Source organism: Paenibacillus sp. JDR-2, from assembly GCF_000023585.1.
Lineage (GTDB): Bacteria > Bacillota > Bacilli > Paenibacillales > Paenibacillaceae > Pristimantibacillus.
This window is the reverse complement of the sequence record NC_012914.1, coordinates 3627170-3647044: the sequence shown is the minus strand read 5'-3', so window position 1 is coordinate 3647044 and position 19875 is coordinate 3627170. Positions and strand designations below refer to the sequence as shown.

The window sequence follows — 19875 nt, the reverse complement described above, 5'->3', positions numbered from 1 at the left end:
CCTTACACTTTATTATCAAATATCAATCTTATATGCAATATATCGCATACATATATTTAAAGCAAGCGTTATATCCATTTTCATTAGTATAAAAAAAGACGCCCCCCTCTCGGGTTCGTCCTTTCTCACACTGCTTTATTGTATTTTTGTCTCATTCTCACTCCATTCCGGCGGTAAAAGCCTGGCATACTGGGGATGCGCGTAACGGTCGTCGATCAGCAGCAGCATTCCCCGGTCGCTTTCCGAACGGATGAGCCGGCCGCCAGCCTGCAGTACTTTGTTCATACCGGGAAAGACGTACGCATATTCAAAGCCGTTTTTCCCTTGGCGGTCGAAATAGTCTTTGATAATGTTCCTTTCCAGCCCGACCTGGGGCAATCCTACTCCAACGACGGCCACACCGGTAAGACGGTCCCCCACCAAATCGATCCCCTCCGAGAAAATGCCGCCCATAACGGCGAAGCCGACAAGCGTGTTATTATTGTCCGGTGCAAAAGCAGCCAAAAAGGCATCCCGCTCCTCCTCCGGCATATTTGGTCTTTGGACCATAGCCGTAAACGTTGCAGACTCCTCCTCTGACAGCGGCAGCTCCATAAACCGTTCATAAACACCGTTCAAATAGGCATAAGACGGGAAAAACACCAGAATATTACCCTGATGCCGCTCAACTGTCGAACGCAGCAATCCGGCGACTCGGTCCATTGTCCGTTCGCGGTCCTGATAACGGGTCGACAGCTTTTCGATCCGGACATCAAGCTGTTCGGACGAGAATGGCGATGGAATGGCGACGGCGTAATCCGTTTCTGCATCTCCGCCAAGCATGTCCATAAAATAATGAAGCGGAGACAGCGTAGCGGAAAACAGAATCTGCGCTTTGTAGCCTTTGGCATATTGCCGAAGCAGATACGATGGATCGAGACAGAACAGCTTCATGCGAACGTCATTCCTTTCCTTCTCGGCGTAGGTAACATATCGCTCGTCATAAAGCTTGGCTATGCGCAAGAAATGCTGGCAACCGAAATAGACGTCCAGCAATAGCGGATCTTGGTCCCCTTGAGCCAATTGCTCTTCTGCCGCTTGGACAAGCGTTTCCAGTTGTTCGATCAATTGCTCAGGCAGGTAACGCTCCATGTTTGTGCCTGTTGCTTCCTTGCCGCTTTCCTCAATGGATTTGCGCAAAGCGATAAAATATTGGTTAACTGCTTTCGCCGATTGGTACACAAGCGGACGGATGGTTTTGCTTGCGCGCTGCAGCTCAAGAAAATCGGCTTTTCGAAGCTCCGCGGAATACATTTCGCGTGCCCGGTCGACAAGGTTATGCGCTTCGTCTACCAATAATGCCGTCTTCCGCTTCTGCTCCTCAAACAGCCTCTTCAGGTTTACGCGGGGATCAAAAATATAGTTATAATCGCAAATGACAGCATCCGCCGCATAAGCGGCATCAAGCGAAAATTCGAATGGACATACGTGATGCTTGTAAGCGTACCGTTCAATGACTTCGCGCGTCATGGACGCCTCGTTGCCCAGCATGTCCAGAATGGCTCCGTTTATGCGGTCGTAATAACCCTTTGCGAATTCGCAATATTCGGGAGAACAGCGAACTTCGTCTTTCAAGCATACCTTTTCTTTTGCCGTCAACGTAACGGCATGCAGATGCAGACCGCCATCGCCGAGCATCTTGAGCGCCTCTTCGGCAGCCGTGCGCGTTGTCGTGCGGGCTGTCAAATAAAAGAGCCGCTCCAACCGCTCTTCCCCAATCGCTTTTACTGCCGGAAAAAGCGTCGACATTGTCTTGCCTATTCCGGTGGGCGCCTTCGCAAACAGCTTGCGCCCATCCGCGATCGTCTGGTACGCGGAAGCCGCCAGCTTACGCTGGCCAGCACGATACGAGGAGAACGGGAAAGCCAGTTTCTTGATGCTGGCATCCCGTTTTGCGGCATGAAGAATTTTCATTGAGGCATACGGATAATAGCTGCTGACCGTATTGAACAAAAACTTCTCTAGTTCCGTTAATGTCATCGTACGCACGAAGCGGCGGCATTCTCCCGTGTCTATCTGCATGTAGGTGAGCTGAACGTTAATCGAAGCTAGTTCCCGCTCCTTTGCAACCATATAGGCATAACAATACGCCTGCGCCCAATGAACGAAGTACGTTTCTTCCATAAGGGCGGGCAGCCTGCCGGAGGTGGATTTGATCTCATCGATCGTTAGCCCGCTATCCGTCTGAAGCAGACCGTCGCAACGTCCGTCAACAACAAACAGCAGATCCTGGCAAGCCATTTCTGCCGATAGGTATACTTCCTTGGCATCCTGCTCGCCATATTGCCGCTGAATATGCTGATGCGCCTTCGTTCCTTCCGTAAGCGCAACGGCCGATCGGAAAGCTGTATCGATATCCCCGCTCCTATAAACGTATTCCACGAGCGCACGCACGGATAATTGCACAGTATTTGTCATAACGGTCTCCTCGCTCTTCGCCGTTCACGATTCCTTATTGAATCGACTATACCAAACGGATGTTCGGGAGTAAATAGAGCGATGCTGTTTCAATGATCGTTTTCCTGTGTATTTACTAACCAGAGTTCAATATTAATTTCGAGAGGAATGAATGCATTATGACTACCAAAACAACCAAAACCGTCCAACAACACTTGAACCGCCAGATCGCCAACTGGAGTGTTCTCTATACGAAGCTTCACAACTATCACTGGTATGTCAAAGGCTCGCAGTTCTTTACGCTTCACGTTAAGTTTCAGGAGCTTTATGAAGAAGCGGCGCTGCATGTCGACGAAATCGCGGAACGCTTGCTCGCGGTAAAAGGCCAGCCGATCGCCACAATGAGCGACCATCTGAAAGAGTCCACCGTCAAGGAAGCCAGCGGCAAGGAAACAGCCGAACAAATGGTTGACCAGCTAATTAAAGATTTCTCGTTAGTGATAGATGAGCTTAAGGAAGGAATGGAAGACGCAGAGGAAGCCGGCGACGAAACAACGGCGGACATGCTGCTTGCCATCCATACCAAGCTCGAAAAGCATGTTTGGATGCTTAGCGCGTTTAACGGCAAATAAGACGTTTCCCTAAATATGAACAACAGCCCGCTTCTGAATGAAGCGGGCTGTTTAAATTTAACGCGCTTGCAGCCATCCGGGAATAACCCTTACGTAATCCATCGCATCTTCCCATTCGATGAAGCGCTCCTCGCGCAATTTCTCAAGCGCCTTTCGGATTTGGCCAACTTCCCTTTGAGCGAAACGCGCTAATTCAGGAATAGCAATGCGCGTGTTCTGATGGCCATATCGATTATAAAGAATCCTGAGCAGCTTCCGCTCCGTATCGTTCAACAGGTTAAGCCCCTTCTTTCTTTCGCGCGATTTCAACATCAACGATTCCATCGAGATTAAAAATACGAATGGCTTGCGCCTGGAAACAATACGCCTTCAGACGACCGGCTTTAACGGATATAACGCGAACGTCGCGTATGCTTACGTCGCGCTTTCGATCAATATAAATGAGCTGCACCACTTTGCCGATAAACCTCTCCATACGCTTTCACCTCTTCAAGAACATTTGTTCTTATTTATTATATACCAAACATATGTTCTTGATGCAAGATCTCAAGTAAAATGGATTATTTTTCTCGTTCCTGCAAGGGCAGAAACGAACCCTCCTGCAATAAAAAACAGCAGCCGATCGGCAGCTGCTGTTCCCTGTTATGTTTCTCAATGCTTATAATTCTTTTTCTTTTTCGCTCAAGAACTCATTTTGCACTTCTTCGCCATCCGGATTGCTATTTTTAATTTGGCTTAGACGTCCATTGCGGTTCTCGCCGCCGTGAACGCTATTTTGCCGCTGATCATTATTGTCGGTATGATCATGCTGGTTATGGTTGTAGTTATTGTTGTTGGACATTTCCAGGCTCATCCTTTCTGCAAAAGCTAAATCTAGAATGTGTACTTCCGATCAGATTTATGCAGTTCAACCGTTAGGACAAGATTTCGATGTACCCTTCCGTTCCATGCACCCGTATTCGCTGCCCGTCTTTAATCAAAGTTGTGGCATTCTCTACGGCAACTACCGCGGGTATCCCGTATTCGCGTGCGATAACCGCCCCATGCGTCATTAGACCTCCTACTTCAGTGACCAGACCTTTTATGGATACAAATAAAGGAGTCCAGCTTGGGTCCGTGAAAGAAGTGACTAATATATCCCCATCCTCCAAATTTGCTTCCTCCATGTGTAGGATGACGCGTGCCCGGCCCTCTATAACGCCGGAGGAAACCGCTAAGCCTGCGATAGCCTCTGCCGGAAGATTGCCGCGTCTGTATTCACCCGCAATGATTTCGCCATCAGATGTTATCACGCGAGGCGGGATTAATTTTTCATACAGCTTATAATCGTCTTTTCGTTTGCTGATAAGCTGATAATCCAGTTGATTTGAGCGTATAGCCTCTTCAAGCTCTTCAAAGGTAAGATAGAAGACATCTTCTTTTTCTTGTATGACCTTCTTTTGCGCGAGTTTTACCGCTTCCCTCATAATGGCCTGCTTGTATACAAAATAGCGGCTAACCATTCCGTATTTCGGATATTCACGGTAACCGGCATAATTCCGGATCAGATCAATCCTTTTCTTTGTTTCACTGGCTTTATGCTCGCCATCCGGCAATTGCCTTAACCGTGCTAATATCTCTTGTACCTTATCTAGGGCTTCCTGCCGTCCTTGCTCGAATTTAAGGCTGCTGGCATTGGGCTCGAAGTTTTTAACGTTCGTAAGAATGATGGGAATAAGCGCAGCCGGATTTTCGCTCCAACGGGTTCTGGTCAGATCGATTTCACCGGGACATCGCATGCCGTATTTGTCGAGATAATTATAAATAGCAGCTTGAGCTTGCTGTCCTCCCTCCACCTTGACTAGTCCTTCCAAATCATTTTTACTCCGCTGCAAGAATTCGATGACTTGCGGATAAGGACGAATAACATCCGCAACATCCATAAGCGCCAGTCCCATTTCCGAGGTAATATTGTTCGGCACCGATTGGGAAAGCGTATCTGCTGCGTTTTTCTCGTCTAACCACTCATAAAGGTGTTCATTAATCCAAGTTAAAGCATTCATGGAAGCCATAATCACTTGAATACTCTGCGGGTTAAACAGAACTTTCTTCAGCTGCTGGATATCTTCCGCGATAAAATCAAATAGCTCCGTGCCGGATTTGGTTTGAATCGTTTGTTTTAACTCTTCGATCGACGCTTCACTATTCTTAATCAAAATGGAAACCACACCGGGTTCAAGCTTTGGATCTGCTTGAGCATCTGCCGGCGGAGCAGCTTTTTGGCTTAAGCCGGGCTGAAGTTCACTAGTGTCGGTTGATAAGGGCTGGATATAATCTTCACGCTTGATTATGGTTGTTAAAGCGTCCTTAATCAGCGGTTCGGATTGTCCGATTGTACTTAGAAGCCTCTCTCTGCCATCCGAAGTAGCAAGCATCCGGGTAACGTCAACAAACAACCTTCCGCCTGCCCTCCGCATTGGCGCAGGAGTCGTTAATAGGTAGAAAGACAAGCCTAACGGTTTGATCGGATCGGTCATCATTTGTTGGTGGCCAACAGAGACGTAAACATGATTCGCTTGATCATTCGCTTCAGGGATCGGGTACAAGGTTGTGATAGGCCGGCTCTGAACGATATGGAAAGTTTCCTCTGCCAAACACCATTCGATATCTTGCGGGCTGCCAAAATAGGCTTCAATTTGTCTTCCGATCCGTGCTAATTGCAAGATCTGCTCCTCTGTGAGGACCTGGCTATTCTGGTGATCAGGCTCAATTGCCTGCGTTACGGTTCCGCCATTTTTCTGGCCGTAAACCGCGATTTTTTTGGCAGCGATTCTCTTGCCGATAACGATTCCATCTTGTACTTTATAGCAATCGGCCGATACCACGCCGGAGACCAGAGCTTCTCCAAGTCCAAAACCGGCATCTATGGACAACACCTTGCGGTTTGCCGTAACGGGATCCGCGGTAAATAAGATTCCGGCTGCGTACGGAAAGACCATCTTTTGGACAATAACAGATAAATGAACCAGACTGTGGTCGAATCCATTCTGCATCCGATAGATGACCGCACGGTCCGTGTATAAGGAAGCCCAGCATTTGCTGATATGAGTAAATATCGCTTCCTTTCCGACAATATTGAGATAGGTATCTTGTTGACCGGCAAAAGAAGCATGCGGCAGGTCTTCCGCCGTTGCGCTGGATCGTACGGCATAGGCAGACCGTTCGCCAAACTGCGAAAGGTATTGAGTAACGGCCGTCACAACATCCGCGGGTATTTCGATCTGCCTAATGATCCGACGTATTTCGCTGCTGATCTCGCCGATCCGATCTCGATCCCCCGGCTTCAGCGTCGCTAACCGGTTCACCAGAGCATGAAACGTTTGGTTTGGTTCAATGGCTTTTCTAAATCCTTCGGTGGTCACGCAAAACCCCTCAGGTACGTGTATGCCATTCATTTTTGATAATTCGCCAAGATTTAATCCTTTTCCGCCAACAAGCGAAAGCTGCGTTTTATCGATTTCTTTAAAACCAAGAACCAATGAATTCATTCCTCATCTCTCCCGATCAATTAATTTGATAAAACATTTGACAAGATTTAAATCGGCATGCTACAATTAAATTGTAAGATAAGATACTTATGACTTTTTACTTAAAATCAGTCGTAAACCGATTATAGCATCGTGTTTATTTAAGCGCAATAAAAAGAACCTGAGCCATTTGCCCAGGTTCTTTTTTGTTGTTCATATTTATTTATCTTCATCTAACCTGATGTACGTTGTCGGCCAGCAGCCGAAGCGTGGAAGCCTTAATCGGCGACAGGTTGGATTTATTGTAACGGACAGCTGAACCAAAATGCACTTCCCCTACTCCGGTCTTAGCAATAAATTCTGCAATGCCTTCCGTAGAAAGACCGCTTCCCGCCAAAATCGTGAGATTGCTTTCCCCGGCAGCCGCGACAAGATCAGCCATCTCCTTCACGGACTCAATCGCCGGACGACGCCCTGCAGAAGTTAAGACTCGTGTTATTTGCGGATACTTCATCAGCGTTTGAAGTCCTTCATGCTGATCTGCCAGCTCATCAAACGCGCGGTGAAAGGTTACTTGCAACCCACCGGTTAAAGGCAGTAGCCGATTAAGCGCCTGCTCGTCGATTTTTCCCTCAGGCGTTAAAGCGCCCAGCACTAGTCCTGCCGCTCCGGCTTTTACAATCGCTTTGATTTCCAGAGCCATCGTATCGATATCATGCTCCGCGTATACAAAGGAACGGCTATGCGGACGCACCATTACAAAAACAGGTATCCGGACAGCTTGTACCACCTGCTCCACCAGTCCGATTCCAGGCGTTAAGCCTCCTTCCGTAATGGCTGTTATCAGCTCAAGACGGTCCGCTCCATTCGCTTCCGCCGTCAGGGCATCGTCCATGCAGGTTGCAATGACTTCCAATATCATAACTAAACCTCATCTCTCTTGTTGCTTATTCGCCTGTACGTTCTTTCGAATTGTCATGGACCGGCAGTCTGATTTCAATCCGCGTACCTATATCAACCTTGCTGTCGTAAACGATACGGCCGTGATATTGCTTAATAATTTTGTGACTGATCATGAGTCCTAGTCCCGTTCCCTTCTCTTTCAAGCTGTAGAAGGGCTGTCCCAAACGGTGAAGATGCTCTTCCGGAATGCCGCAGCCTTGATCTTGAATGAAAATTAGACATTCTCCTGCCGCATCCAATTGAATGCTGATATGAATTTCCCCTCCGTTAGACATGGATTCGATCGCGTTTTTCAAAAGATTGAGAAACACCTGCTTTAATTGATGTTTGGCGCAAGTAACCGGGAAATAATCTCCTTCGTACTCGCGAATGAATTCAATATTGTTTAAGAGCGTCTGCGGCGTCAGAAATTCAAGTGTTTGCTCGATGACGTCCTTCACATTCACGACGACATACATCGCAGCTTGGGGCTTGGCCATGGTGAGAAGTTCGCTTGTAATGATTTCGATGCGTTCCAGTTCGTCCCGGAGCAAATCGCCGTATTTCATAGTTGGGTTCTCTATTTTATATAATTGGAGGAATCCTTTGAGCGTAGTCAGCGGATTTCGAATTTCATGGGCAACGCCTGCCGCCAATTCACCAACAATCGAGAGCTTCTCGGATTGCAATAGAAACTCTTCTGCTTTTTTGCGTTCGGAGATATCACGGCTGATGATGACGATATGCTCAATCCGGCCATCCTTGCCCTCAACCGGTTTGCATAACGAATCAAACGGTATCGATCGGCCGTCCAGATGCCGGAACCGAATCTCCATGGAGAGCGCTTTTTTTTGATTCATTATTTTCGTTATGGTCTGGTTAAACATCTTCGTATCATCCGGATTTATGATCCGGTCCAACTCCGCGCGGTTTAGTGCCAGACTAGAATAACCAAGCACGAAAGCATGGGATGGCGAGAAATACCGGATCGAATGATCGGGATCCATAACAACGATGAGGTCGGACGTATTTTCCGCAATTAACCGGTATTGATATTCGCTTTCGTGAAGCGACAATTCCATTTCGTTGCGTTCGGCGATGGTGCGGCGCAAACGTTCATGGGATTCAATCAACAGCCCCCCTAACAAAACCCCCAATATAACAAAACAGACATATTGTAGATGAAAGAGCGGTTCGTTCACCAGAATCCGGAAGGTAAATACCACGCATGCGTATAACGCAACATAGGCGCCTGAAAAGACGATGCTTTTCTTAAATGGCGCAAGCTGCCGGCGGGAAAGGTAAATGTGCAGGATAGAAAAAGCCATCATAATGAAGGCCCAGCCTTCGATGGCGGGCATCCAATTGCCGCCTGAGAGCAAACGGACGGATAACGCGAATAACCCGGTGATTAAGCCCGGAATGGGGCCGAGATAGGCAAACATCAAAATGACGGGAGAATATCGGATATCGTAGACATATCCTTGCTGCTTCACGGCTAATAAAACGAGAATGACTGAAACAACTCCCGCATAGAGGCCACCCCAAAGCGGATGCTTCAGCGGCTTGATACTTATAAATGAACGGAATACGAAAGGTACGCTAACCAACAGCGAAAAGATCGATAGATTCACAATATAATCAATAAGAAACAAAAGTGATCACCTACGCCTCGTAGACTTGCTAAACGCCTTTCTTTTTACCAAATAATCCTACTGCGTAAATGAATACTATACGAAAGCTCGAAATCCTTGTTAACTTCATCTAAAAGTTTTATATTCTTTGGCAACATTCGATTCCGATCCTTGAAAACACTATATAGACGCTAGTATTGCCGCTTTGTTGCACCAGCAAAAAGAGACTGCCCTCAATCGCGGACAATCTCTTATGATGGAACATTAGAATAACTTCTCCCGAAACGGCTTAACGAGCGATTGATAAGCAGCTTGGCGCCCCTCTGCCAGCTTGCTGATATACCCTTCCCGCCAAGCCGCGGCGGCTTGAACTTTCTGCGTCAGCTTTTCCGCCAATTGCCGGTCATCCGAAGCAACGATCCAATCGGCCAAGTCCAGACCGTTCATCAGATCGAAACTTTTGAACCGGTAGCCAATACATACAAAGGGAACGTTCGCAGCCGCAGATAATAGATTGGCATGAAGCTTAAGGTTGATCGTAGCTTTGAATCCCGACAGCAGCTGTACATATTCCGCAGCCGAATATACTTTAGGATCAAACGTAACGCGGTCTTGGCCAAGCTTGCGGTATAGGCTTGCAAGCGCCTTTTCGTCCGGTCCCCAGACGGAATACAGATGGAGCTTGTATCCGTGAGCAAGAAGCGAGCGGCCCGTCTCCGCCAGCTGATCCTCTGCCTTTTCCTCGCTGCCCCCGTAAATCCGGTTATATGAGGTTCCCCAGTTGATCCCAATCGTGCGATTGTCCCCTTGCAGGCCTCCGGATGGTTGATCCGTCGCTGTGGGATTCAGCGAATTCATCAACAGGGCGGAATCGCCGCTGATTTCCATATGCTTCGGCAAAGCGCCAAGCGCTTCAATATAATCCCGTGTCCAAGGACCTCGTACGCCGCAGTAGACACTATGCTCCAAAATCTCCTTAAGCTTTTGGCGATATGTCATGCTTTCTACGGCAGCCTCCGGCTTTGGTCGCCCGTCTATTGTCGGGACCCATTTATGCAGACGGTCATGGCCGCTGCCCCAGATGACAATGGTCTTTCCAAGCTCTAACGCCTCATGCACCAGTTCGACATACCCGGGTACGATTAGTGATCCTCCGCCAAGAACGATCGTATCGTACTGGCTTACCTTCTTCCATTCTACGGTCGGAAGCGAAGGAATAACTTGATATTCCCCCTCTTTCAGGTGGGTATCCGCCAAGGTTTTAAACATCTCCCACATCCACTCATCCCCGAGGTTGTTAAAGCCGATCCATCCTAAATACAATACCTTTCGCATTCGTTACTATCACTCCATTCCTATCGGGTTTTCGCCAGCAAAGAGACGTACAGCTGCTTCATCTGAAGCGCTTTGCCCTGAATGTCAAAATTCGCCCGCGCCCACTCTTGTCCCCGTTGACCTACTTCATCTAGATTGATTGTCGATAAGAGCGCTCCGCTGATTGCTTCTCCGATCAACTGCTCGGTTGGACGCTCCTTGGAATTATGGTCACCAAAATAATACAGCCATGCCTCGTCATATACAGGCTGGTCCACAAGGCCGAAATATCCATGATTGCCAATAGCCAGCACGGGTTTACCGCATGCCATGGCTTCCAGCGCAACTCGTCCCGTCCCGACAACCAGATCACCGAGATTATAATAGTCGCCCATTTGCATCTGATTGCCAACCAGATGGACGAAATGCGCGTTGCACTCGTGGTTTACGGTCTCTGCCAGTTCGGCGATAGCAGCGGCCTGATTGCCAGAGCCTGCGATCACCAGGTGGAGAGGCGTCATTTCATGAAGGCGAATGGTACGTGCCGCTCGCACAAGCATGGCGCAAACCGCCGCCTTGTCCCAGGCCAGGCGGGAAGCGTAGACCACGACCTTATCTCCTTCCGGTATGTGAAGACTGGCGCGTAAGGCTGCAGAAGATGCGGGACGATATTGCTTGAAATCTATACCGTTGGCAATCAGATAAGACGGAAAACCCAGATAGTCCAAATAACCCCGTATGGGAGGACTAACGCTGATGAAAGTACATCCGTCATCCTTCAGCAATTGAAGCTGTTCAGTCGGATAGTAAGCGCCATGTACGGTAAATACAACCGGGATTCCCAGCTTTCTTGCAGCTTTCGCTGCATACAAGCCGGATGGCGTTTGGTGAATGTGCACGAGATCTATCCGACGGTTTCTCATAATTTGCGTAAGCGCGGATTCCGCCTGCTTCTGGTGTTCCGGGTCCATCAGCTGCTCAGCCGTCAGATCCACGCGGTGAATCGGACACCCGGCACGGGCAAAAGCTTCATACATGACGCCGGTTCCGCCAGCATACACGGGCATGACGCCAAGCGCGGGGAAAGCTTTCACTAGGCTCAGCACGTACGTTTCCGTACCGCCGACGGCCAAGCTGTCCATCACCATCAGCAGCCGGATCCGATTACGTGTCATGACCCTGCTCCTTCTGCGATTTGCCAAAAAACTCGCGTGAACGCTGCTTCTGATGCTTGCGGTAGTAATACAACGCCTCCCGCAAATTGTCCACGTTCCTTGCTCCCGGTTTGATCACCTTTGCTATAAATTCGTAATCTTCGGCTCCCTCGATACGTCTTGTATGTCCGCCGATGCGGTCAAATACCGCCCCCCGGAACATGGCCGTCCCGTGGCAGATGCAATGACCGCCTTTTGCATAGACTTTCCCGATCTGATCCCCGTATTTAAGCCAATATACCGGCTTTCGGCTGTCTACTTCGCCATCTTCGAATACCTCGTAATTCGTGCCTAGCAGATCGATTTGCGGGTTAACGTTCAAATAACGGACCTGCTTGGCCAGCCTCTCCGGATGGGATAGGTCATCCGCATCCTGAATGGCGATATACTCGCCTTTGGCCAAGTACATCCCGGCCGTAATTGCGCCGGCGTAACCAGCATTGCGAGGCAGTCGAAGCGTATAAATTCCTTTTCCCTCCCGCAGCAAAGGCTCATTGCTGTTAAGCCAATTCACGGCATACTCGTATGACCCGTCCGTAGACAAATCATCGACAAGAATAAGTTCCCAGTTCGTGTAGGTCTGATTGAGCAGGCTTGTCAAGCAATCCGACAGATAGGGAAGCTTGTTGTAGACGGTGACCACAATGCTGACTAGTCCTGGCACGCGTTGAAACGACAAATGCCTCACCTCCCCTTTTTCATCAAAATCGTTATAACAACCGGATATAAGAAATGAAGCGCAATTGAATAATGGCGTAGCTGCCGTTCTCGTATCCGAATACTTCCGAGGTGCGGATCGTTACAGCCGTCCCGTCAACCGACACAAGCGTTCCGCAAATCGTTTCCAGGGCACTTGCAATCTGCACCTCTTTGTTAACGAAAGACAATAGCTCTTCAATCATCGTTCCACCTTCTTTCCTGTCAATTGAAAGGAGATCAGCTGTTCCAGCGGAACCATAACCATACTGCCTCCAGGCTCGCGTACGACCAAGTAATCGCCGCTTACCTTAGTGATTGTTCCTTCGACCGTACCCGCTGATGTTAATAATTCGGCAGGCTTGCTTGTGTATGGCTCGAATACTTGCTTGAGCTTAGTCAAGCTGGACATGCCGGCCTCGCGCTGCCCCTCCATTCCGAGCGAAGCCAATTCCTCCCGAATCGTCTGACGCAGCTCTGCCAGGAGTTCCGACACGTCAAGCGAACTCGAATCTTGCGGCTGTACTGTATTCAGATGCGGCAGCAGACGGGCAAGCCCGTCAAAATATTCCTTCAGCTCTTTCTCGTTTACGATAATTTTCATCGCTCCATCCTCCTTTTCCCTCTCTCGGAAACTACCAATCTCCATACTTACTAGCGTATACAAGTAGCAGGAAGAAGGACTGAGTCATTTCACCAGTCGAATTGAAAATTTTTTCATAGAAAGACAAAAAGGACACCTTCCAAGTTTAAGAAGGTGTCCTATTAGGATTATTTGGTTAACACAATAAAAAAACCTGCAATTGCGCTAGGCAACATACAAGCTCTAATGCATAGCCTATGTAATTAAGTTAAGAAACAAAACAACTTTAGTCCCTAAAAAAATTAAAAATCAATATTTGCCAATTCAGAGATATCCTCGATCTCTATAATAGTATTATAACCTGGGTTTTATTATAAGTCTATACTTTATTAGAAAATATCGGTATATTTTTTTTCTGGACTAAAACCATTATAAGGAGGCTTCATTCCATGATTGCGCTGCAAGGTATTAATAAGTCATTTAAGGTTGCGCGGCGAACAGCCGGGGTCCGGCAAGCGGTTAAAGCCCTTTTCGCCCGGGAGCATACGATTGTCGAGGCACTCCACAATATCTCGTTTGATATTTCACCCGGAGAGATCGTTGGTTACATCGGTCCTAATGGAGCGGGAAAATCAACTACCATTAAAGTCATGAGCGGTATTCTCGTGCCGGACAATGGAACGTGCAAAATTCTTGGTTACACGCCATGGCAAGACCGCGCGGCGTATGTCCGCCATATCGGCGTTGTCTTCGGTCAGCGGACTCAGCTGTGGTGGGATGTTCCCGTCATCGATTCCTTTGGACTCCTGCGAGATATTTACAAAATTCCCGGCGAAGTCTACCGTACGAACCTTGCTATGCTGACCGAATCGCTTGCGCTAACGGACATTCTGCAGACGCCCGTCAGACAGCTTAGTCTTGGGCAACGCATGCGCTGCGAAATCGCCGCCTCCCTTCTTCACGACCCTAAGATTCTTTTCCTCGACGAGCCAACGATTGGTCTTGATGCTGCCAGCAAAATTGCCGTCCGCCAGTTTATCAAACGAATCAATAAGGAACGTGGCGTTACAGTTATCTTGACCACGCATGATATGAACGATATTGAAGCGCTGGCGGACCGGATCCTGATGATCGGCAAAGGCACCCTGCTCTATGATGGCAGCTTGAACGATCTGCGCGGCCGATTCGGATCGAAGCGGATTGTTACGGTCGATTACCGCGAGTATAACGAACCGGTACACATCGATGGGGTTCGTTGTTTATCTTGGACGCCGGAACGCGCCGTTTACAGCATGGATATCGATGCAACGCCGGTTGCCAGCGTTATTGCCAGGCTGTCCGAGCAAGTTGAAGTCGTTGATCTCGAGGTGGGCACTACGCCTGTAGAGGAGCTCGTGCTGGAGCTCTATAAGGAGCACCGGATATGAATATCTACCTGTCGGTCTGGAAGCTGCGATTTGTAAGCGGCCTGCAATATCGGACTGCCGCGATTGCAGGCATGGCTACCCAGTTGTTTTTCGGCTTTATTTTTATCATGGTATACGTCGCTTTCTATGAACACAGCTCGGCTCAGCCCTCTATGTCGCTTGAGCAGTTGGCTTCGTATATATGGCTGCAGCAAATTTTCCTCGCTTTTGTCATGCTCTGGTTTAGAGACAACGAGATCTTTAACCTTATCACGAGCGGCAATATTGCTTATGAATTGTGCAGGCCATGCGGGATCTACTCCTTCTGGTATGCCAAGCTGCTTGCCCAGCGTTTATCGAGCGCTATCCTGCGTTGCGTTCCTATTCTACTTGTCGCGTTCCTGCTGCCGAAGCCCTATAACTTAACCATGCCGCCTACGGGAACAACCCTTGCGCTGTTTGTCGTGACTCTGCTGCTCGGACTCGCCGTCAATATCGCGATCTCCATGTTTATCTACATTTCCGTCTTTTGGACGCTGTCCCCCGTTGGTTCTACCTTGGTTATCGCGGTGATCGGAGAGTTCCTTGCCGGTATGATTATTCCGGTTCCTTTGATGCCGGATTGGATGCAGGCCCTTACCTATGCGCTCCCCTTCCGCTGGACTGCGGATTTCCCGTTTCGCGTCTATTCCGGGCAAATTCCGCAATCCGAGGCGGTTTGGGGAATTCTCATTCAATGCGTATGGCTGGCTGCATTAATCCTGATTGGCCGATGGTGCTTGAAGAAAGCGCTTCGCCAGGTCGTTGTACAAGGAGGTTAATCCGCATGTATCTGTATCTGAAATATATATCCATCTTATTTAAATCGCAGGCGCAGTATCGCCTCTCCTTCTGGCTCTTGACTGTGGGGCAAGCGCTTACTCCGCTGACCGTTCTCGCCGGATTATACTTTATGTTCGCGCAGTTTGGACAGGTAAAAGGCTGGACTTTCTACGAAGCTGCCTTGTGTTATGCCATTATCGGTCTTAGCTATGCCCTCAGCGAAACGTTCGCCCGAGGCTTTGACATGTTCTCGAGCCTGGTTGGCAGCGGCGATTTTGACCGTCTGCTTGTCCGGCCGAGAAGCACCATTCTGCAGGTGCTAGGATCCAAATTCGAATTCGCCAGGCTAGGCCGCATGCTGCAAAGCCTCATCGTATTGCTCTGGTCATTGAGCAAACTGCCGATAGAACTTACGCTGCCGAAGCTTTTTACGCTTATGCTGATGATTGTTTGCGGGGTACTGATCTTCTCGGGGTTATTCATTGCCACCGCCTCGCTGAGCTTCTGGACGATTCAAGGTCTAGAGGTAGCTAACGTTTTTACCGACGGTGGCCGGGAGATGGCGAAATACCCGCTGTCGATCTACGAGAAATGGGTGACGAATTTCTTCACCTTCGTCATCCCGTTAGGCTGCGTCAATTATTTGCCGCTGCTCTACGTGCTTGGCCGAACCGACGGAAATCGTCTCTTGTATATGCTGTCTCCGCTCGCGGGTGTTGTCTTTATCCTCCCTTGCCTCTTGCTCTGGCATATTGGCGTCCGTCATTATCGCTCGACGGGATCGTAATATTGCGGGCACACTTCTCGTCCTCCAACTATACCAAACAGCCTCCGCACGACATTTGGCGGAGGCTGTTTGGTGTAGTTAACGTCGCGTTTGGGTATAGTATCAAGAAACACAAATCATTTCCAGCGGCAGGTGCATGAATCCAATGTCATCAAACGAACGCACCATTTCACAAGTGAATGCAGCTAAGGCGGTTAGTCCTTCCCTTCACGAAAACGAGCAGACGCTCAGAGCGATATTCGAACACTGCTCGGATGTCGTCTTCCGTCGCTTAACTTTGCAAGGCAACACCTTCCTTCTGCTGGTATACGTCGACGGGATGATCGATAAAGATCTTGTTCAGAACACGATCCTTAAACCTTTGCTGTACGAAGGAGTTCCCCAAGGTCTAGGGACACTAGGCAGCCTGGCCCAAATGCTGGATATGGAGCTTGTTGCGGCTTTGCAGACCCAGAGGATAACCAAATTCGAAGAGGCTGCAGACCTTATTTTAAAAGGAAACGTTGCTTTCCTTGCTGATGGCGATCCGTTTGTTCTTCTGACGGATGTCTCCCAGTTCGAAACACGGGCCATTGAAGAGCCTTCCACCGAAGCGGCTCTGCGCGGGACCCGCGAAAGCTTCACCGAGCTGCTTCGAACGAATACAACGCTGCTCAGGCGGATTATCGTGACGCCGGATCTAAAGATGGAATCTTTTCAAATCGGCAAATTAACGAAAACCGAGGTTGTTCTCGCCTATATCGATGGTCTTTCCTCCCCTGCTCTGGTTAATGAAGTAAGGACTAGAATCGACGCGATCGATATTCAGAGCGTACTGGAATCCGGTTATATCGAAGAATATATCGAAGACACAAGCTATTCTCCGTTTCCGCAAATGCAAAGCACGGAGCGGGCCGATGTCGTGTCCGCGGGACTGCTGGAAGGAAGAATAGCCGTCTTCGTTAACGGGTCCCCGATCGTTCTGGTCGTTCCGATGACGTTCTGGGACGGCCTTCAGGCTCCGGACGATTATTACGAACGTTTCTTGTATGTAACCATGAACCGGTGGATCCGCTATTTGTTCGCTCTTTTTTCGATCCTCTTCCCGTCCATTTATATCGCGCTGACTACCTACCATCCCGAAATGATGCCTCCAAAACTAATGCTAAGCATCACGGGACTCAGAGAACAATCCCCTTTTCCAACGGTGATCGAGGTGTTTCTGATGGAATTTATGTTCGAAGGGTTAAGGGAAGCCGGGATTCGCCTGCCGCAGCAAATCGGTCCGCTCGTCAGCATCGTGGGAGCTTTGGTCATCGGCCAAGCCGCTGTGCAAGCGGGAATTATTTCGGCTCCCATCGTCATCGTCGTATCGGCTGCCGGTATCTCGTCTTTTGTTATTCCGCGTTACAGATTTGGCTATCCCCTTCGAATGCTGAGATTCCCGCTGCTGGTTCTGTCCGGATTATTTGGTCTGTTTGGCGTGGCTCTTGGGTTGATCATGATTCTGTCCCACCTCATTCATTTAAGCCCGCTTGGAACGCCGTATCTTGAACCGATCGCACCGACAAGTAAAAGCAAGCTTCAAAATGTTTTTTTGAGAAGGCCCAGAAAGCGTATGAGTTAAGGCGGGATCCATTGTTGAAAAAAACCATGATAACCATTTGCTTATTGATTTTGTCGGCGGTAACTGCCGGGTGTTGGAATCTTAAGGAGCCCAATCAGCTGGCGATTGTTATTGGCGGAGGGCTGGATATGAATTCAGACGGAAGGCTGGAGGTCAGCTCCCAGATTGCCGTTCCGGCTGGTCTAGGCGGTCCAGATACCGGAGCCAGCAAGAAAAAAAGCTATGTAGTGGTCAGTGCTACCGGCAAGGACTTTATGGATGCGGGACAAAATCTGCAGACGCAGCTTTCCCGCACCTTGTTTTACGCGCATCGCCAGACGATTCTGATTGGCCAGCGTATGGCCGAGCAAGGGATGGACAAATATTTGGATATGGTCGTGCGCAATCCGAAATCGGAGATGAGATCCGTTATTTTTGTCGTGAAAGACGGTACGGCGAAGGAGATACTTGCCACGGAACCCGTTTTCGATCCGTTGATCAGTACGGCCTTGAGCGGCGTTCAGTTGGCGCTGGGGATGAAACCTTATTACTATAGGGAATTTCTGTGCGATTCGCGGCCAAAAGGCGGATCCGTATTGTTGCCGGCCATTAGTTACAATCCGTCTACAAAAAGGTTCATTTATTCGGGAGCAGCGATTCTGAATAAGGAAAATTCGCATAGGCTGACCGGATTTTTGAAGCCCGATGAATCGTATTACGCGAACTGGATTAAGGGAAGACAAAGAGGTCTTACCGTATCCACCTCGGGAAGCCCAAACAACGGCAGCATCAGTTTAAGGGCGCAAGCTCTCAAGAGTCGTATCCGCGTGGTTAAAGACTCGAACGGTATGCGAGTGCATATTCAATTAAGCGGAAAAGGCAACCTAGTGGAGAACAATTCTAAGCGGGACCCTTCCCAAGCCAAGGAACTGCGAGAAATCGAGAAAAACTTAAGCCGTGAAGCTGAACAAGCCGTGAACAAGCTGATTCTTAAAGCCCAGAAGCAATACAAAGCGGATATTTTCGGAATCGGCAGGCATGTTCATTACAAGTTCCCCGGTGAATGGAAATCATTGCAGAATAACTGGAACGAGACGTTCAGCAGACTACCGATTACGGTAGAAGTACAGCTTCGGTACGAAGATCCGGGACAAACCAATTCTTCGATATGATATTCATCAGCCTTACAGGAAAGGACGAAGGAAATGAAAATAACGGGGTGGCAATTGTTCTGGATCGTGGCAACCGCGGAAGTGGTGATGGCTGTCTGGCTTCGCATCTCGCCTGCCGTGGAGATAGCCGAACAAGATGCATGGCTGTCCATGCTTGTTGCTTGTCTGCTAGGCGGGGCGATCACCTTTCTGGTAGTCAAGGTTGGCATGTTGCATCCGGGCCAAAGTCTAGCTCAATTCAGCCGAGAGCTCTTTGGATCGTGGCTTGGCAAAATCGTCACCCTTCCCTATTTTACCGCCTGGTTTATTTTATCCGGGGATGTTCTTCGTTCTTTTGCGGATTTCCTTCATCTGGTCCTGCTGGATAAAACGCCGGTATGGGTACTGATGGCTATGATTTTGGCAGCTGCCATTTACTTAACGGGTACAAGCGGCATAAAGGGAATCGGTCGTTTTTGCGAAATTGCGGGACCTCTAACCATTCTTACGCTGCTGGTGAGTTTTCTACTAAACGCAACAAACGCGAATTGGGTAAATTTGCTGCCTGTGTTCGGCGATGCAAGCCTGAAGGAAATCGTAAGCGCCTCCTTCGCACCAACCTCATTTCTGGCTGAATCGTTTATGATGCTTGTCCTGTTGGCGTTTGTTTCCAATCCCGAGCATATTGTGAAGAAGTCCTTGGCAAGCGTTTGGTTAACCGGGGGCATGCTTATCTTATCAACGCTTATGGTTCTGATGGTATTTGGTCCTACGGTTGCCCAGGAGCTTAGATTTCCCTATTTTATGCTGGTTCGGTCGATCAACATTTTGAATTTCATTCAGAATGTTGATATTCTTGTCATCTTTATCTGGATTTTTGGAGTGTTCGCGAAAATGTCGCTGTACTTGTTCATTACCAGCTATGAAATGGCTCAGTCCTTCCGGATCAAGTCCTGGAAACGACTGTTCTGGTTCACCGCTCCCCTAATCTATATCATTGCGCTGATCATCCCCAATGAAGCAGCCATTATGACGCTCCAGAAATTATGGGAAACGATCGTTATTCCCGTCTGCGCGATAGGTATTCCGATAGGACTGTGGATCATGACTTCCGCGAAAAGAAAACTGGTCAAAACAGAGTAACCAAAAAAAATAACCGGCAAATCA

Annotated in this window: 19 protein-coding genes; 7 read left to right on the top strand and 12 right to left on the bottom strand. The window is 48.7% G+C overall.

Annotated elements, in window-relative coordinates:
* Nucleotides 1–135 precede the first annotated feature (135 nt).
* The gene (locus PJDR2_RS16085) at nt 136–2457 is read right to left on the bottom strand and encodes an ATP-dependent DNA helicase (RefSeq protein ID WP_015844769.1); all 2322 of its coding nucleotides are present in this window, start codon (nt 2455–2457) and stop codon (nt 136–138) included.
* A 158-nt stretch (nt 2458–2615) separates the two neighbouring features.
* Between PJDR2_RS16085 and PJDR2_RS16080 the strand changes: the two genes are divergently transcribed.
* Nucleotides 2616–3068, top strand: coding sequence for a Dps family protein (locus tag PJDR2_RS16080; RefSeq protein ID WP_015844768.1), 453 nt, complete (start codon nt 2616–2618; stop codon nt 3066–3068).
* Nucleotides 3069–3125: 57 nt separating this feature from the next.
* Here PJDR2_RS16080 and PJDR2_RS16075 read toward each other — a convergent pair whose 3' ends face one another.
* From PJDR2_RS16075 to PJDR2_RS16025, 11 genes are all read right to left on the bottom strand, one after another.
* On the bottom strand, nt 3126–3341 hold the full coding sequence (locus PJDR2_RS16075; RefSeq protein ID WP_015844767.1) for a hypothetical protein: 216 nt from the start codon (nt 3339–3341) through the stop codon (nt 3126–3128).
* Between the two features lie 4 nt (nt 3342–3345).
* Nucleotides 3346–3543, bottom strand: coding sequence for a hypothetical protein (locus PJDR2_RS16070; RefSeq protein WP_015844766.1), 198 nt, complete (start codon nt 3541–3543; stop codon nt 3346–3348).
* 183 nt (nt 3544–3726) lie between these two features.
* Nucleotides 3727–3909 carry a hypothetical protein gene (locus PJDR2_RS16065; protein ID WP_015844765.1) on the bottom strand — a complete coding sequence of 61 codons (183 nt, stop codon included), beginning with the start codon at nt 3907–3909 and terminating at the stop codon, nt 3727–3729.
* 73 nt (nt 3910–3982) lie between these two features.
* Complete coding sequence (ppsA, locus tag PJDR2_RS16060) at nt 3983–6595, bottom strand: phosphoenolpyruvate synthase (protein WP_015844764.1); 2613 nt, start codon at nt 6593–6595, stop codon at nt 3983–3985.
* Nucleotides 6596–6803: 208 nt separating this feature from the next.
* A complete protein-coding gene (locus PJDR2_RS16055; RefSeq protein WP_015844763.1) occupies nt 6804–7496 on the bottom strand; it encodes a copper homeostasis protein CutC in 693 nt (230 codons plus the stop codon).
* A 25-nt stretch (nt 7497–7521) separates the two neighbouring features.
* Nucleotides 7522–9171: an ATP-binding protein gene (locus tag PJDR2_RS16050; protein ID WP_015844762.1), complete on the bottom strand. Its 1650-nt coding sequence runs from the start codon at nt 9169–9171 to the stop codon at nt 7522–7524.
* Nucleotides 9172–9414: 243 nt separating this feature from the next.
* Complete coding sequence (locus PJDR2_RS16045) at nt 9415–10485, bottom strand: polysaccharide pyruvyl transferase family protein (protein ID WP_015844761.1); 1071 nt, start codon at nt 10483–10485, stop codon at nt 9415–9417.
* A 20-nt stretch (nt 10486–10505) separates the two neighbouring features.
* Nucleotides 10506–11639 (bottom strand): glycosyltransferase, encoded by a 1134-nt coding sequence (locus PJDR2_RS16040; protein WP_015844760.1) that lies wholly within the window; start codon nt 11637–11639, stop codon nt 10506–10508.
* On the bottom strand, nt 11629–12357 hold the full coding sequence (locus PJDR2_RS16035) for a glycosyltransferase family 2 protein (RefSeq protein WP_015844759.1): 729 nt from the start codon (nt 12355–12357) through the stop codon (nt 11629–11631). The genes PJDR2_RS16040 and PJDR2_RS16035 overlap by 11 nt, the downstream gene beginning before the upstream one ends.
* Nucleotides 12358–12388: 31 nt before the next feature.
* Nucleotides 12389–12580, bottom strand: a complete 192-nt coding sequence (locus tag PJDR2_RS16030) for a hypothetical protein (protein WP_015844758.1) — start codon at nt 12578–12580, stop codon at nt 12389–12391.
* A complete protein-coding gene (locus PJDR2_RS16025) occupies nt 12577–12978 on the bottom strand; it encodes a hypothetical protein (RefSeq protein ID WP_015844757.1) in 402 nt (133 codons plus the stop codon). The genes PJDR2_RS16030 and PJDR2_RS16025 overlap by 4 nt, the downstream gene beginning before the upstream one ends.
* A gap of 428 nt (nt 12979–13406) precedes the next feature.
* On the opposite strand from PJDR2_RS16025, the gene PJDR2_RS16020 reads away from it, so the two are divergent.
* From PJDR2_RS16020 to PJDR2_RS15995, 6 genes are all read left to right on the top strand, one after another.
* The gene (locus tag PJDR2_RS16020) at nt 13407–14384 is read left to right on the top strand and encodes an ABC transporter ATP-binding protein (protein ID WP_015844756.1); all 978 of its coding nucleotides are present in this window, start codon (nt 13407–13409) and stop codon (nt 14382–14384) included.
* Nucleotides 14381–15184: an ABC transporter permease gene (locus PJDR2_RS16015; RefSeq protein ID WP_015844755.1), complete on the top strand. Its 804-nt coding sequence runs from the start codon at nt 14381–14383 to the stop codon at nt 15182–15184. The genes PJDR2_RS16020 and PJDR2_RS16015 overlap by 4 nt, the downstream gene beginning before the upstream one ends.
* 5 nt (nt 15185–15189) lie before the next feature.
* On the top strand, nt 15190–15972 hold the full coding sequence (locus PJDR2_RS16010) for an ABC transporter permease (RefSeq protein WP_015844754.1): 783 nt from the start codon (nt 15190–15192) through the stop codon (nt 15970–15972).
* 145 nt (nt 15973–16117) lie between these two features.
* On the top strand, nt 16118–17578 hold the full coding sequence (locus PJDR2_RS16005) for a spore germination protein (protein WP_015844753.1): 1461 nt from the start codon (nt 16118–16120) through the stop codon (nt 17576–17578).
* Nucleotides 17579–17592: 14 nt separating this feature from the next.
* The gene (locus tag PJDR2_RS16000; protein ID WP_041613476.1) at nt 17593–18729 is read left to right on the top strand and encodes a Ger(x)C family spore germination protein; all 1137 of its coding nucleotides are present in this window, start codon (nt 17593–17595) and stop codon (nt 18727–18729) included.
* Between the two features lie 33 nt (nt 18730–18762).
* Complete coding sequence (locus tag PJDR2_RS15995) at nt 18763–19851, top strand: GerAB/ArcD/ProY family transporter (RefSeq protein ID WP_015844751.1); 1089 nt, start codon at nt 18763–18765, stop codon at nt 19849–19851.
* Nucleotides 19852–19875 lie beyond the last annotated feature (24 nt).